General features: G+C 69.8%; 17 protein-coding genes and 1 pseudogene. 8 read left to right on the top strand and 10 right to left on the bottom strand.

Annotation, left to right across the window (positions count from 1 at the left end; genetic code table 11):
• Positions 1 to 19 precede the first annotated feature (19 nt).
• The 8 genes from SM116_RS11440 to SM116_RS11405 form a co-directional block, all read right to left on the bottom strand.
• A complete protein-coding gene (locus tag SM116_RS11440; protein ID WP_320941111.1) occupies positions 20 to 2,098 on the bottom strand; it encodes a phage tail protein in 2,079 nt (692 codons plus the stop codon).
• Positions 2,099 to 2,248: 150 nt separating this feature from the next.
• Complete coding sequence (locus tag SM116_RS11435; protein ID WP_320941110.1) at positions 2,249 to 2,692, bottom strand: hypothetical protein; 444 nt, start codon at positions 2,690 to 2,692, stop codon at positions 2,249 to 2,251.
• Complete coding sequence (locus SM116_RS11430) at positions 2,689 to 2,916, bottom strand: hypothetical protein (protein ID WP_320941109.1); 228 nt, start codon at positions 2,914 to 2,916, stop codon at positions 2,689 to 2,691. The genes SM116_RS11435 and SM116_RS11430 overlap by 4 nt, the downstream gene beginning before the upstream one ends.
• Positions 2,917 to 3,118: 202 nt before the next feature.
• Positions 3,119 to 3,343 (bottom strand): hypothetical protein, encoded by a 225-nt coding sequence (locus tag SM116_RS11425; protein ID WP_320941108.1) that lies wholly within the window; start codon positions 3,341 to 3,343, stop codon positions 3,119 to 3,121.
• Entirely contained in the window at positions 3,343 to 4,305 is a 963-nt protein-coding gene (locus SM116_RS11420; RefSeq protein WP_320941107.1) for a hypothetical protein, read from the bottom strand. Before SM116_RS11420 ends, SM116_RS11425 begins: the two co-directional genes overlap by 1 nt.
• Before the next feature lie 124 nt (positions 4,306 to 4,429).
• The gene (locus SM116_RS11415) at positions 4,430 to 4,651 is read right to left on the bottom strand and encodes a hypothetical protein (protein WP_320941106.1); all 222 of its coding nucleotides are present in this window, start codon (positions 4,649 to 4,651) and stop codon (positions 4,430 to 4,432) included.
• Positions 4,652 to 4,735: 84 nt separating this feature from the next.
• The gene (locus tag SM116_RS11410; RefSeq protein ID WP_320941105.1) at positions 4,736 to 5,041 is read right to left on the bottom strand and encodes a hypothetical protein; all 306 of its coding nucleotides are present in this window, start codon (positions 5,039 to 5,041) and stop codon (positions 4,736 to 4,738) included.
• A gap of 119 nt (positions 5,042 to 5,160) precedes the next feature.
• Positions 5,161 to 6,540: a recombinase family protein gene (locus tag SM116_RS11405; RefSeq protein WP_320941104.1), complete on the bottom strand. Its 1,380-nt coding sequence runs from the start codon at positions 6,538 to 6,540 to the stop codon at positions 5,161 to 5,163.
• A gap of 39 nt (positions 6,541 to 6,579) precedes the next feature.
• Between SM116_RS11405 and SM116_RS11400 the strand changes: the two are divergent.
• The 7 genes and pseudogenes from SM116_RS11400 to SM116_RS11370 form a co-directional block, all read left to right on the top strand.
• A pseudogene (locus tag SM116_RS11400) lies at positions 6,580 to 7,107 on the top strand (ATPase, T2SS/T4P/T4SS family); the annotation flags it as partial.
• Positions 7,104 to 7,970 carry a type II secretion system F family protein gene (locus SM116_RS11395; protein ID WP_320941103.1) on the top strand — a complete coding sequence of 289 codons (867 nt, stop codon included), beginning with the start codon at positions 7,104 to 7,106 and terminating at the stop codon, positions 7,968 to 7,970. The pseudogene SM116_RS11400 and the gene SM116_RS11395, both read left to right, overlap by 4 nt.
• Positions 7,967 to 8,899, top strand: coding sequence for a type II secretion system F family protein (locus SM116_RS11390; RefSeq protein ID WP_320941102.1), 933 nt, complete (start codon positions 7,967 to 7,969; stop codon positions 8,897 to 8,899). The genes SM116_RS11395 and SM116_RS11390 overlap by 4 nt, the downstream gene beginning before the upstream one ends.
• A gap of 15 nt (positions 8,900 to 8,914) precedes the next feature.
• Positions 8,915 to 9,106 carry a hypothetical protein gene (locus tag SM116_RS11385; protein ID WP_320941101.1) on the top strand — a complete coding sequence of 64 codons (192 nt, stop codon included), beginning with the start codon at positions 8,915 to 8,917 and terminating at the stop codon, positions 9,104 to 9,106.
• A gap of 53 nt (positions 9,107 to 9,159) precedes the next feature.
• A complete protein-coding gene (locus SM116_RS11380) occupies positions 9,160 to 9,561 on the top strand; it encodes a TadE/TadG family type IV pilus assembly protein (protein ID WP_425563268.1) in 402 nt (133 codons plus the stop codon).
• On the top strand, positions 9,536 to 10,018 hold the full coding sequence (locus SM116_RS11375; protein ID WP_320941099.1) for a TadE/TadG family type IV pilus assembly protein: 483 nt from the start codon (positions 9,536 to 9,538) through the stop codon (positions 10,016 to 10,018). Before SM116_RS11380 ends, SM116_RS11375 begins: the two co-directional genes overlap by 26 nt.
• On the top strand, positions 10,015 to 10,461 hold the full coding sequence (locus tag SM116_RS11370; RefSeq protein WP_320941098.1) for a pilus assembly protein TadG-related protein: 447 nt from the start codon (positions 10,015 to 10,017) through the stop codon (positions 10,459 to 10,461). The genes SM116_RS11375 and SM116_RS11370 overlap by 4 nt, the downstream gene beginning before the upstream one ends.
• A gap of 21 nt (positions 10,462 to 10,482) precedes the next feature.
• Here the strand turns inward: SM116_RS11370 and SM116_RS11365 are convergent, their stop codons facing one another.
• Both SM116_RS11365 and SM116_RS11360 read right to left on the bottom strand, forming a co-directional pair.
• Positions 10,483 to 11,076, bottom strand: a complete 594-nt coding sequence (locus SM116_RS11365) for a response regulator transcription factor (protein ID WP_320941097.1) — start codon at positions 11,074 to 11,076, stop codon at positions 10,483 to 10,485.
• A gap of 336 nt (positions 11,077 to 11,412) precedes the next feature.
• Positions 11,413 to 12,756: an MFS transporter gene (locus SM116_RS11360; RefSeq protein ID WP_425563260.1), complete on the bottom strand. Its 1,344-nt coding sequence runs from the start codon at positions 12,754 to 12,756 to the stop codon at positions 11,413 to 11,415.
• On the opposite strand from SM116_RS11360, the gene prfB reads away from it, so the two are divergent.
• Positions 12,755 to 13,867, top strand: coding sequence for a peptide chain release factor 2 (prfB, locus tag SM116_RS11355; RefSeq protein WP_320941096.1), 1,113 nt, complete (start codon positions 12,755 to 12,757; stop codon positions 13,865 to 13,867). The genes SM116_RS11360 and prfB overlap by 2 nt on opposite strands.
• Positions 13,868 to 13,882: the final 15 nt, after the last annotated feature.

The raw sequence follows: 13,882 nt of genomic DNA, 5'->3' as shown, positions 1-13,882 counted from the left end.
CGGTCATCCTTCCCCCGGGTCAGGCCATCCCCGTTCGGGCGATGCCCGCGCGGGCAGCGAGCTGCGCGGCGTGGGCGTTGTCCTGGGCGCTCGGAGTCTTTGCCCGGAGCGCTTGAATTTCCTTGATGAGTTGGTCGATCTGCTGCGAGGTCGGTCCGCCCGAGCCTCCCGAGACGGTGGCCTCGAGCTGGGTGGCGAGGGTGGCCCCCACCTGGGCGTGGAGTGTCGCCGCTCTGCGCGTGATCTGGAGTTGGGTGGCGTCCATGGCCCGGCGGATGCTGGCGGTGGCACCCTGCTGAAGGCCGAGCCCCATGTATTCGCCGATCTCCGCGAACACGGTCGACGGGCTCTTGATGCCGAGCGCGTCGCGGACCGCGGCGGGAATCAGCATGATCTGTGAGTGAATCCAGCCGAGGAAGCCGTTCCACATCCGACCGATGCCGGCCTGCAGACCGTGCACGATCTGCTCGCCCGTGTTGACAAGCCACACGCCCGCGCCGGCCAGGAACCGGATGAGGTTGGGGCCGATGTTCTGGAACCAACTGACGATGCCGGGCCACGCCTGTGCGATGCCTGCTGCAAGCCCGGTGATCCAGCGGATGCCGGCGGTCACGACCTGCGGCACGACGGCCACGAGCCATCGCCAGACGGCGGCCTGGAGCTGGCCGGTGAAGAAGTCGCGGACGACGTAGATGGTGATCACGAGCCCCTGCACGAGTCCGCCGAGAATCTTGCCGCCCATGTCGAGCAGCCACTTGCCGGCGTTGCTCAGGGCCTGCCCGATGAAGTTCGGCAGCTCCACACTCCACCAGTGCCCGACCGCCTTGAGGGCGTCCGCGGTGGGGATCATCAGGAAGTTCCAGATTCCCTTGACGACAGGGTTGTCAGCGAACGCGCGGATGCCGTCGGTGATCGTGGCCAGGGACTTCAGGACGCCTGCGCCCAGCGGGGCGAGGGCGACGAGTGCACCCACCGTGATGGCGATCAGGTTGCCTACGACCTTCGTGACGGTCGGCATGTTCGCGATCACGTAGGCGATGAAGCCCTTGAATTCAGGGCTCTGGCCGATCTTGGCGAACTGGTCGCTCAGCTTGATGACTCCGTTGAGGATCGTGGTCCCCAGCGGCACCAGGGCCGGGACCATCGACACCAGCCCCTTGCCCACGTTCAGCAGGATGGTGCCGAAGCCACTAAGAGCGCCCCCGGCGATCGGGGCGAGCTGGGCCACGAACTTGGCGAACGCGCCCGAGCTGACCGCGTCCTGGAGCGGCTTGAGGAAGCCCATGAGCGCCCCGCTTACCGCGGTGATCAACGGCGTCAGCGCGGGCAGCATGCCGGCGAGCAGTCGGATGCCTGCTGTCAGCGGAGCGAGCAGCGCGGGCCCGTTCTTCGAGACGAGCGCGTCGAATGCCCCGCTCAGCGCATTCAGTGATGGGGTCAGCTGCGCCTTGAAGGCCGCGTTCGTGGAGATGGCGCGCTGCTCGAGCAGGGCGAAGATCGCCACGCCGCCCCCAGCGATGGCGAAGAGCGCGCCCAGCGCCGCGGACGCGCCCAGCGCAACGGCCGCGATGGGAATCAGCGCGGTCGCGAGTACTGACAGCAGGGTGATGCCGATCCCGAGGTAGGGAGCAGCAGCGCTGGCACCTGCGCCGGCCGCGCCCAAGCCGCCCGCGCTCGGAACCGTGGGGGCGGCTGGCGGCACAAGACCGCCCAGCATGCCGCTGCTGGCGTCAACATCGACGTGGCGATCCCGGGTGAGCGCGTCCAGCTTCAGCCGCGCGGCCGTGTCGTCCAGCTTGACACCGATGGTGAGGTCATCGAGCGCGGAGAGCTTCGCGCGCAGGCCGGCGATGTCTGGCTCGAGGCGGATGCCCGCGGTGAGGTCGCGTGTCTGAGCGTCGATCTTCTCGTCAAAGCCCTTGAGGCTCGGCACGACCTCAATCTCGGCCGATCCAACAACGTACGTCACGTGCTCATCTCGTTTCTGCGGGGCTCGTTGGGAGGGGGTAGTGCTCGGCCGGGCGTGGCAGCCGTCACGCGTACGCCCGGCCGAGCGGTCTAGAAGAGATTTCCCGGACTCGCGCCTGGCATCGGCCAATGCGAGTGCGCGGACATGAACGCCTGCATTTGGGGAAGCGCGGCCGAGGAAGCGTCGCCCCCGGGGATCGTCAGGCTGGAGCCGCACGAGCAGTTCACGACTGCCATGCCGCCGGCAGTGGTCGTGCTGACCACGTGACTCACGGCCATGTCAGGCCCTCCGCCCATTGGCATCGAAGCTCTGCGAGAGCAGCTGGCCGCTCTTCGCCCGGATCGACTCGCGGAGGGCAGCCGCGCGCCCGAGGCCGTCGGTAGTGGCGCGGGCGGCTTCGGAGGCGCGCTCGGCGGCCTCGGCGTAGGCGCTGGCGTTCGCGTCCTCGGCCGCGCGACGCGTGGCCTCGGCGCGACCTTCGGGCGTCTGCGCGTAGCGGGCGGCTGCGGCTGCGCGCTCGGCGTCGATCCGGGCGAGCGCTTCGGCCTCGGCCTGCGCTGCGGCTGCGCGCTGAGCCTCGGCCTGCATGGTGTGCGCGCGGGCGCTCTCGTCGGCGTCGAGGGGACGCACGTACGACGCGGCCGCCTGGGCGCTGTATCCCGTCAGCGGGTGCTGCACGAGCTGCTGCCGGCCCCCGTGGGGCTGCTGCGGTGTGGTGGTCATGATCTTCCTTTCATCGATTCGGCCTCGTGGCCGGTCTTGGCTGTGTGGTCTTCGCATAGATGCACCACGACCATCGAGACGCTGGACTCCGCTGTCCATCCGCACGTGCACGTGGCCGTGTAATGCGTCTCGCGCTGCTGCTGGCCGTAGTGGGCGCGGAGTCCGCCGGGCCACTGGGTCATTGCGATCCGGCCGCGCGTGATCGTGTGCAGCTGCTCGGTCATCTCGCCCGCGCCTCCCGTGAACGGTTCGCGGCGGCGCGTCGAGCGTTCTCGGCGCGTGCGGCGCGACGGAGCGTGCAGCGTGGGCAGAGCGAGACACGCGGCCGGCCGTTGGGCAACTCGACCTCTTCGCCGCACTCGATACAGGTCATCCAGTACGTGAGCGGCTGAAGACGGCCGCCCAACTCATCCCATGCGCTGCTGGTCATCGGCGTGCCCCTCCCGTGTGGATGCGGGCGAGGATGTCGGCCGGCAACTTGCCGATCTGCTCGTGCCGCGCGTGCTGCGCGCAGGCGCACCCGTCCTCGCCGTTCGGATCGCCGAGGACGGCGAACACAGCTTCGCCGTTCGGGTCAATACCCTCTGCGACCCTGGTGCCGTCCCCGAGGTCATAGACCGCGGTGATGATGTTGTCGATGCGCTCGTCCATCAGATTGCCTCCTGCTCGGCAGCGACTGACGGAGTCCAGTGCGCCGCGGCGTGAGCCGCCTCCAGCCCGCGCTCTCGCGCGCGCTGGATGTTAGCCAGCTCCGCGACGACATCGAGGTTCCGCTCCTGGCGCTGCCCCTTGCGGCTGGACTGCGGCTGTTGCTTGCGGGCGGCGTCGAGCCGGAGCTGGTCATACTTCTCGCGGAGCTTGACGGCGGAGAGGATGTTGGCGCGCCAGAAGTCGTCGTGCTGGCACCAGTAGATCGCGCGCGCGATCTGCCCCGGCGTGCGGCCGTCGCGGTCGATCATCAGGCGCATGGCGTCGCGGTTGGCCTTGTTGCGCCTCGGGGCCTTCGAGCCGTTGCGGACTATCTCCGCGTCGAGGATGTCGAGCAGGCGCTCCACGTCGTCACGTCGCGGAGTCGCGTTAGCGACTTCCGACGAGAAGGTTTCCACACCTGTTTCGCCGATGGGGAACACGTCAGCGTCGTCCCCTCGTTCTTCCCCTTCGTTTCTTCCCTCGTTCTTCCTCTTGACTGCGCGGCCACTCAGTCCAGATGCCTGGTCTGTGAGTCCAGATGCCTGGACTGAGAGTCCAGATGCTTCGACCTTTGGCCTGGACTGAGAGTCCAGATGCTCTACGGGGGCCGCTGCCGCCCATTCCTCGCCGTTGGGCTCGTGGATCGATGGGAAGGCCACGATGTAGTCGTGCAGATAGCCGTTCTCATTTCGCCGCCGACGACGCTCCATGCCGCCAACTTGCTCGAGCGCGTCGAGGGCGCGGCGGACCGTGCGCGAGCTGCATCCCACCTTGCTGGCGATGCTTTCGGCGGACTCGTACCACCAGCCCGTCGAGCTGGAGATACGCCAGCACAGGTAGCGAGCCACGGCGCGATCGGGCGCGCTGAGTTCGAGCGCGTCGAAGTCGTCGCTGTAGCTCCAGTCCTCCAGTGGTCGGCTCATGCTGCCCTCGCCGTGTGCGGTGGGAGGCTGGCGCGGAGGAGTTCACCCAGGCGCTGGCGCTCGGCCTCGTTCGGCGGCGCGAGAGTCGCCGCGAGCTGGTGCGCCGCCTCTTGGATGGCGGCGTTCATGCCGCGCTCGCGTTCGGCGCGGCGGTGCGGAGGAGGGAGGCCAGGCGCTCGCGCTGCTCCGGGCGAAGCGGGGGAGCGGAGTTGACGACCTTCTCGATTGCGTCGGCAATGCGTGCTTCAGCTAGGTCCGCGCGGGCGCGCTCCTGCTCAGCAGGGGTGCCATAGCGCGCCGCGTTGCCGGCTCGGGATCGAGCCACCAGCAGAAACTGGGATGCCATGGGGAAGCCGTCCTTTCGGATGGCGCTTCCCAGGGCGAAGGGTCTACGGCCGATTCATCGGCCAATGGGTTGTTGTTCGGTTTTTCAGCGGGCGAAGATCACGACGTCAGAGCCCCGAGCGTTCGCCCAGTGGACGTGACGCGCGATGGTCTGCGCGGGGATCGTGTAAACGGTCGAGCTGGGGAGGATGTTCTCGTGGCCAGCGCTCAGACGGCGGCGCATCGCGTGGGCGAGGTGAGCCGGCGTAAAGCTCGCGTCGTGCTTCGGGCAGCTGACGATGATGCCACCATCCCCTAGCGGGACGCTGTCAGACGAGATGCGGCCAACGACGCGGGTGCACTTGCGACCCTTGCCGATGTTGGCCCCGCATCTGACGACGACTTGCGACATGCCTTCAGCCTATCCTCGTGCATGATGGAAAGGGCGCATTTGTTCGAATACGGCGCGTCGCGTGTCGTCTATTCTTATTAGACACGTTCGACTGCTAGTGGTGCGATCAGCAGGGTGAATCACGCGGCCCGCTTACGTTCGACCTGGACTGACTCGGGCCGGAATCCTCGCGATCCCTGCCCCTTGCCCTGCCTTCTAAGCGTCACCGTGAAGTGTTCGTTCACGATCTGCGCGCGGATGCCCAGCGGGGCAGCTAGGAACGCATCAGACGGCGTCTTGGACGAATCGAGGGATGCCAGTGCAGCGCTGGCGCGCGAGCGCTGCTGAGCGCGGCCCGCTGCATCCAGCTCCGCCATGATCTTGGCCCGCTTGATGTTGTAGCGCTGCGCGTCGATCAAGTCGTCGTCGTAGTCGCGTTCCACCTGCGCGAGACGTTCGCGGAGACGTGCGAGGTCGGTCGCTTCCTCATTCGCCGCCTCGTCCTGATGAGGCGTCACCTTGTTCTGGTCAAGCCAGGCCGCGACGGTTGCCTCAACATACTCATCGATGTCACGCCCCGAGCGTGTGTAGCAGACGTTGGCGCAGGTGTACCCGTACCAATCTCGACCCTTCTTGCCGCCCGTCATCCGCACGCGCCGGCCGCATTCGCAGAAGTACAGGCCGCTGCCGACATGCTTTCTGTCGGTGCCCTCCCGCTTCGACAGGCGGCGGGGATCGGTCATAATGCCCTGCGCCGTGTCGAATAGCGCACCTGGCAGGATCGCTTCCCATGTGCCTAGGTGGCCGGTCTGCTGCCTATCGAACGTCATACGACCGGCGTAGCGCGCGTTCGTCAGCATTCGGTTCATGCCCGGCCGTGAGATGACGGAGCCACGCACCGACTGGATGCCACGGGCCGCGAGGTCGAGCTGAATCGAGCGGATCGACTCGCCCGCGACGAATCGCTCGTACACGTTGCGCACCACGGCCGCCTCCTCCGGGATGATCTGGCCCGCGACGGTGTACCCGAATAGGCGCGAGGTCTGGCGGAATTCGCCCCGCTCGCGGCGCTGAGCGTTCGCATCCTTTTGTCGCTGCGACTTGCGTTCCGTCTCGGCCTTCGCGACCGCGACGCGCACCCGGGCGAACAGTCGTCCCCCGTCCGTTGTCAGGTCGGCCTCGCCGTTGAGGGTGACAATCGCCAGTCCGCGGTGCTCGGCGGCGTCGATCCAGTCCTCGAGCTGGCGCGGCTGGCGGGTCAGCCGGTCCAAGTCGTAGGCGATGATCGCCCCCAGCTTGCCCGCCTCGTAGTCAGCCACCAGCTGGTTGTAGGCAGGTCGCACGACGTTGATGCGACTGGCGCTGATCGAGTTGTCGACGTACTCGCCCACCAGGTTCCACCCTCGCTCCTTCGCGAGCTTTGTCGCGAGGTCGCGCTGCCGGTCGACTGCCATCCCGTCGCCCCTGCGGTCCATGCTGATGCGCAGATAGAGCGCTGCGTCCCGCGTCTTCGGTGCCATGCCGACAGTGTACGCCAACATACCTATTGGTGACAGTGTGCGACCCACGCGGGCAAGACGACCCTGCTCGGCGCGCTCGTGGCCGCCGCGCCCGCCTGGCACCGCATCGTGACGGTCGAGGAGACCTTCGAGCTCGCGGTGGACGCGCCGGACCTCGTGGCGATGCAGGGTCGCCAGCCGTCTCTCGAGGGAACGGGCGAGGTGACCCTTCGGCGGCTCGTGAAGGAGGCGCTGCGCATGCGGCCGGATCGCCTCGTCGTCGGCGAGGTCCGCGATGCCGAAGCGCTCGATCTGCTGCTGGCCCTCAACACCGGCGTCCCCGGCACCGCGACGATACACGCCAGCTCAGCCCGCGAGGCGCTTGCCAAGCTCGCCGCCCTGCCGCTCCTGGCCGGCCGCAACATCGACGCGGGTTTCGTGCTCCCGGCCGTCGCCATGGGCGTCCATCTCGTCGCACACTGCGAGCGGGATGCGGCGGGCCGGCGTCGCGTCGCGGAGATCGTCGAGCCGACCGGGGTGGACGGCTCCGCCGTGGCGGCGCGCACGCTGTTCGAGGCCGCCGCGTGACGCTGGTGTGGGGAGCCGCGCTGGCCGCCGGCATCCTCCTCATGCTGTCGCCGTGGCTGTGGCCCGCACACGACGAGGACGCCGCGGCGGAAGGCGCTGAGCACACCGGCGCGCTCGAGCGGCTCGCCGCCGCTGCAGGGCTCCCGCGCCTGACGAGCGCGGGGTTCATCGGCTCCTGCGCCGTGGCGAGCGGGCTCGCCGCCGCCGTCGCGTGGCTCGTCACGGGACTGCCGATCCTTGCGCTTCTGGGCGGGATCGTCGGCGGCGCGGCTCCGATCGCCTACCTCCGCGGTCGTCGCGCCGCGCGCATGCGCGGGCGCCGGACGCTGTGGCCCGATGTCTGCGACCTGGTGATCGCCTCGGTGCGTGCAGGTATGTCGCTGCCGGATGCGGTGGCCTCGCTGTCCACGTCGGCACCCGAAGCGCTGCGGCCGGCGTTCGCGGGCTTCGCGCGCGATCTGGCCGCGTCCGGGCACTTCGACTCGAGCGCACGACGGTTGAAGGACCAGTTGGCCGATCCTGTGGGCGACCGGATCGTCGAGACCCTGCGCATGGCGCGGCAGGTGGGCGGAACGGAACTCGTCCCGGTGCTGCGGGCGCTCTCGGCGTCGGTTCGGGCGGACGCGGCCCTGCGCGCCGAGGTCGAGTCGCGGCAATCGTGGATCCGCGGGGCCGCCATGCTCGGCGTCATCGCGCCATGGGTCATCCTCGGTCTGCTCGTGCTGCGCCCCGAGGGCGCCAGGGCGTATGCGACCCCGGAGGGTGTCGCGCTCATCATCGCGGGGGCCCTGACCTCGTTCGTCGCCTACCGGCTGATGCTCCGCATCGGGCGCCTCCCGGAGCCGCGGCGGTGGTTCGGATGACCGGGTTCCTGCCGAACGAGGCGGCCATCGCGGTCGTGCTGGGCACCGCGCTCGGCCTCGGCGTGTGGTGCGTGCTGACCGTCGTCCCGCGGTGGGGCGCGCCGAGCCTGTCGCGCCGCATAGCGCCGTACATCCGGGACGTGACCGATCCGGTCGGCACATCGCTCATCGCGCTCCCGTCCTCGGCCGGCGTCCTCGAGCTGTGGCGCGCCCTGCTCGCGCGGGCGGGCTCGCTGCTGGGCGGCAGCGAGGCGGTGGAGCGGCGACTGCGGCAGGCGGGGTCGTCGATGGATGCCGCCGCCTTCCGCGGCCGCCAGCTCGCCTGGGCGCTGGCCGGTCTGCTCGCCGGTGCGCTCGCCGCCGTCGGGCTCGCCGTCGCGGGCCGTGCGGCACCCGCGGCCGTGCTCCTCGCTCCGGTGCTCGCCGCCGTCGGCGTGCTGCTCTGCGACGCGCACCTGTCGCACGCTGCGCGCACGCGGATCGCGCGCATCCAGGACGAGCTGCCCACCGTGCTGGACTTCCTCGCGCTGTGCCTGTCCGCCGGGGAGGGGGTGCTCGACGCGCTGCGGCGCGTCGGCGACATCGGCGCCGGCGAGCTGACGGCAGAGCTGCGCACCACCGTGCTCGCCGTCGGCACCGGTTCGAGTCTCGCCGACGCCCTCGCGGCGCTCGCGGCACGGCTCGACGTTCCCGCGCTCACGCGGAGCCTCGATCAGGTCATCGCGGCGCTCGAACGCGGGGCGCCGCTCGCGGGGGTCCTCCAGAGTCAGGCCATCGACGCGCGCGAGGATGCCAAGCGGGGACTCATCGAACAGGCGGGCAAGCGCGAGGTCTTCATGCTCATTCCGCTCGTCTTCCTCATCCTTCCCCTGAGCGTCGTCTTCGCGGTGTATCCGGGGATCTTCATGCTCCGACTCGGAATCGGCTGACCCGAAAGGACAGAGATGTTCACAGCAACCCTCACGCGCATGCGGGTAGCGCTGCGCGACCTCCACGACGACGAACGGGGTGACGTCCCCGGCTGGGTGCTCGTCACGCTGATGACCGCGGCTCTGGTGCTCGCGATCTGGACGCTCGCGGGCCCCGCGCTCTCCCAGCTGTTCGAGCAGGCCATCGCGCGGGTCTCGGGGATGTGACGCCGCCTCGTCCTCATGGCCTCGGGCGCGTCGCGATGCGCGCTCGCGCGGGCATGTCGAGTCGGGCTCGAGGCGTGCTCGCCGACGACGGCGGGTCCAGCCCGGTCGAGTTCGTCCTGGTCGGCTCGCTGCTCACGGTGCTCACGCTCGCAGTCCTTCAGCTCGGACTCGCCGTGTATGTGCGGAACGTCGTGCATGACGCCGCGGTGGACGGCGCCTATCGGGCCGCGCTCGCAGACACCTCCCTCGCGGACGGCGTGGAGCGCACACGCGAGATCGTGACACGTGCGATCGGCTCGACCTACGCCGAGGACATCGACGTCCGCGAGAGTCCCGACCTCGGAGGTCCGAGCATCGTCGTGACGGTCCGCGCGCCGCTGCCGCTGGCGGGACTCCTCGGCATTCCCCGCACGATGGAGGTGACCGCCCATGCTCCGGCAGAGTCATTCGGCTGAGCACGGCGATGTCGACCCCGGCAGGGTGGATGACCGGGGCTCCGCAGCGCTCGAGTTCATCTTCGTCGGTCTGCTGATGCTCGTCCCGCTCGTCTACCTCGTCGTCGCCCTGGGACAGATTCAGGGTCAGGCGCTCGCCGTCGAGTCAGGAGCCCGGCACATCGCCCGCGCCGTCGCGACGGCGACCGACGTGTCCGAGGCGCGCGTGCGCGCAGACCGGATCGCGGCCTCCGTCGCGCGCGAGTACGGCATGGATCCGGGCGCGATGACCGTCTCGATGTCGTGCGACCCCACAGGGGCGACCTGCCCCGAGGCCGGTGCGCTCCTGAGGGTCCGCGTCGCGACACGGGTCACGCTCCCGCTGGCTCCACCCGTTCTCGGACTGGACCGGCTCGCCGGCATCCCCGTCGAGGCCACCGCCGTGCAGAAGGTGTCGACCACGTGGGTCGGCCGATGATCCGGGCCGCGACGACACGGCTGCGCGCACGGCGCAACGCCGGAGACGACGACGGCAGCGTCCTTCTGCTGACTCTGGGATATGCGATGCTCGCGCTCGCGGTGATCCTCGTGTGCGTCGACGCGACGTCGCTGTACCTCGCGCAGAAGGAGCTCGATGCGGTCGCGGATGCCGCGGCCCTCGCCGGCGCGGACGGCTTCCACCTGCGCGTCGATGCGACAGGGCCTCATGCGGAGCTCACGAGCGCCGGCGTCCGGCACGAGGCATCCGCCCTGCTCGCCGAGGCCGGACGCGGCGTGCGCCTCGTCGGCGCCGAGAGTCCCGACGGCGCGGCGTCGCGCGTGACGGTGGCATCCACGTGGCACCCGCCCGTCCTCACGGTGTTCGTGCCGCAGGGCTGGGAGCTCGGCGCGACCGCGACGAGCCGCACCGCTTTTCGCTGATGCGCGCCCGGCGGGGCTGGCTCACGCCGACAGGAGCGACATCGCCGCGGGGGCCGCGGCATCCACCCGAGTCGCCAAGGCGACCGCCTCGACTCGCGAGTGCACGCCGAGCTTGACGAGCAGGTTCTGGACGTGCGCGCCGACCGTCTTGATGCTGATGCCGAGCGTCGTCGCGACCTGCTTCTGAGTCATGCCGGACGCGATGAGCGCCAGCACCTGCCGCTCGCGGTCGGTGAGGCTGCTCAGCCGCTCGAAGTCGCTCGCCTGCTCGGCGGAGCGGTGCCGTCGCTCGAGGAGGCGCCGCACGCGTGCGAGGAATTCCTCCTCGTCCATGGACTCCGACGCATAGTCGTCGGCCCCGACGAGCAGGCCGGCCACGACGTCGGCGGAGGTCGTGCGCTCGGCTGAGACGAGGATCACGGGAAGATCGTCGGCGTAGCGGTCGCGCAGCTCGCGCAGCAGGCTGCATCCCCCCGATTCCACCTCGAGGATCGCGATCGCGGGCTCGGAAGCGAGGGATGCCGTGACGCCGACGCGGCTGGAGTGTGTGATCGCCACCAGGCCGAGCCGGCCGACGAGGCTCGCGTACGCATCGAGAGCGGCCGGCGCTGCCACGATCAGCGCCTTCGCTATTCGCACATGGATGTCCATTCCGACGCTCCGCCTGCGTACGTCGTTCCGGGTCACGGCGAACGCATGCCCTAGGGCGTAGTCCTACGCCCCGATCCGTAGTTCACCCGATAGCCGCCCCCAGAGCGGCGTTTGTAGCTTAGGCCAACCGATAAGGGATCGAAAGGGGATCACGTACATCGCAGTTCGCCCACCACGACGAGTCGCCGCAACCCCACAGTGTGCGACCCATGAACGGAGGTCGTCAGCAATCAGCCAGAGATGCGGCCCGCTCTCGAGCGGGCGGAGGGCGGTCGCGGAGCACGTTGCCCGCGGCCGCCGTCACGCGCCGGCCCTGCCCCGCGGGACGGACCGAGGCACCCACCGCACGAACGCACCGGCCCCCAACAGGCCGACGAGCCCCATCGCCCCGGTCGCGAGGGCGAGCGACGACAGTGCCGTGATCGCCGACACGATGAGGGGAGCGGCGGCGCCGCCCGCATCCGTCAGCGTCCGCCACGAGCCGAGGAACGCCGCCGGGTCCGCCTGCGGCGCGACATCCGCGCCGAGGGTCAGCAGGATGCCGCTCGACAACCCGTTTCCGACGCCGAGCACCGCGGCGAACATCGCGAACCACATGGCGGCGTCCGACGCCCCGTGCGTGAACGACAGCGCGAGGAAGCCGCATCCCATGAGCAGCATGGCCGGCAGCGCGGCCCAGAGGCGTCCGAAGCGGTCCATGACCTGGCCGCTCGCATAGAAGAGCGCGAAGTCGATCGCGCCGGAGACGCCCACCACGAGGGCGATGGTCTGGGCGTCGAGGCCGATCGAGACGCCCCACAGCGGCAGCACGACCTGCCGTGCCGAGCGGATGGCGGAGAGGGATGCGGCGGCCAGTCCGAGCCGGGAGAGCACCGAGCGATAGCGCCACATCGTCGGGAAGACGCCGGCGCGCGCAGCCGTGTCGCCCTCGTGGCGCCGCAGCGCGGCGGTCGAGACCGAGCCCGTCACCGCCTCGCCGGTGTCCTCGACCAGATCGTCCCGGACGGGGGCCGAGCGCGTCACCAGCTGCCGCTCCGGGTCAGGACCGAGCATCACGAGCAGGATCGTGGCGAGCAGGCAGGCGCCGAAGAACCAGATGGCCGCGTGGTCGTTCCCGAAGATCGCGAGCAGCGCCGCCGTGACGAACGGGCCGATGAACGTGCCGAGGCGGAACGCTCCGCCGAGCAGCGACAGCGCGCGCGCACGGAAGGCCAGCGGCACGCGTGTCGTCATGAACGAGTGACGGGCGAGCCCGAAGGTCGCGGCGCAGAAGCCGATGACGAACACGGATGCCGCGAGCACGCCGAGGCTCGGCGCCAGCAGCATGCCGGCGAGTCCGACGAGAGCGAGACCGCCGGCGCAGGCCATCGTGATCCGCTCGCCGAAGCGCGCCACGGCCCAGCCGGCGGGGAGGTTGCCGCAGACCTGACCGACCACGAGGGCGGCGCCGATCAGGGCGGCCATCGCCACGCCGGCGCCCAGGCGCGTCGCATAGATCGGGAGCAGCGGGATGATGGCGCCCTCGCCGAGGGCGAAAAGCACCGTCGGACCGTAGATCATCGGCGCGAGGCGCCAGACGACGTCCCGCACCGAGAGGGAATCGGGCGCGTCGGTCACGGCATCCACGTTACGCTGGAGTGTCATGCTCGATCTCGATCTGTCCGCCGACATACAGGCCCTGCGCTCCACGTTCGCCGATATCCAGGCGGTGGTCGACGTCCCCAACCTGAAGGCAGAGATCGCCCGCCTGAGCGAGGAGGCCGGCGCCCCCGATCTCTGGGACGACGTCGACAAGGCGCAGAAGGTCACGAGCGCCCTGAGCCACCGCCAGTCGGAGTACAAGCGCATCGCCGACATCGAGCAGCGTCTCGACGACCTCGACGTGCTCGTCGAGCTGGCGATCGAGATGGATGACGAGGACTCCGCGGAGGAGGCGCGCCGCGAGCTGGCCGAGCTCGAGGACATCGTGGGCGAGCTCGAGGTGCAGACACTCCTCGACGGCGAGTACGACGACCGCTCCGCCGTCGTGACGATCCGCTCCGGCGCGGGCGGCGACGACGCCACGGACTTCGCCGAGATGCTGATGCGGATGTACCTGCGCTGGGCCGAGCGGCACAAGTATCCGGTCAAGGTCATGGACACCTCGTACGCGGAGGGCGCGGGCATCAAGTCGGCCACCTTCGAGGTGGATGCGCCGTACGCCTACGGCACGCTGTCGGTCGAAGCCGGCACGCACCGGCTCGCCCGCATCAGCCCGTTCGGCTCGGCCGACAAGAGGCAGACGAGCTTCGCCGCCGTCGAGGTCATCCCCGTGATGGAGGAGGCCGTCGAGGTCGACATCCCCGAGGGCGACATCCGCGTCGACGTCTTCCGCTCGTCGGGCCCGGGGGGACAGTCGGTCAACACGACCGACTCGGCGGTGCGCATCACCCACCTGCCCACCGGCATCGTCGTGTCGATGCAGAACGAGAAGTCGCAGATCCAGAACCGTGCCGCAGCGATGCGCGTGCTCCAGACCCGCCTGCTGCTGCTCAAGCGCGAGGAGGAGGCCGCCAAGAAGAAGGAACTCGCGGGGGTCATCACCGCGAGCTGGGGCGACCAGATGCGCTCGTACTTCCTCTACGGCCAGCAGCTCGTCAAGGACCTGCGCACCGGCTACGAGGTGGGCAATCCCGCGACCGTGTTCGACGGCGACCTCGACGGCTTCATCGCCGCGGGCATCCGCTGGCGCAAGCGCGGCGACGACGACGACTGATCCCGGCGTGTCCGG

The sequence above is a fragment of the Microbacterium rhizosphaerae genome (assembly GCF_034120055.1).
GTDB lineage: Bacteria > Actinomycetota > Actinomycetes > Actinomycetales > Microbacteriaceae > Microbacterium > Microbacterium rhizosphaerae.
This window is presented reverse-complemented; position numbering and strand designations above follow the sequence as displayed.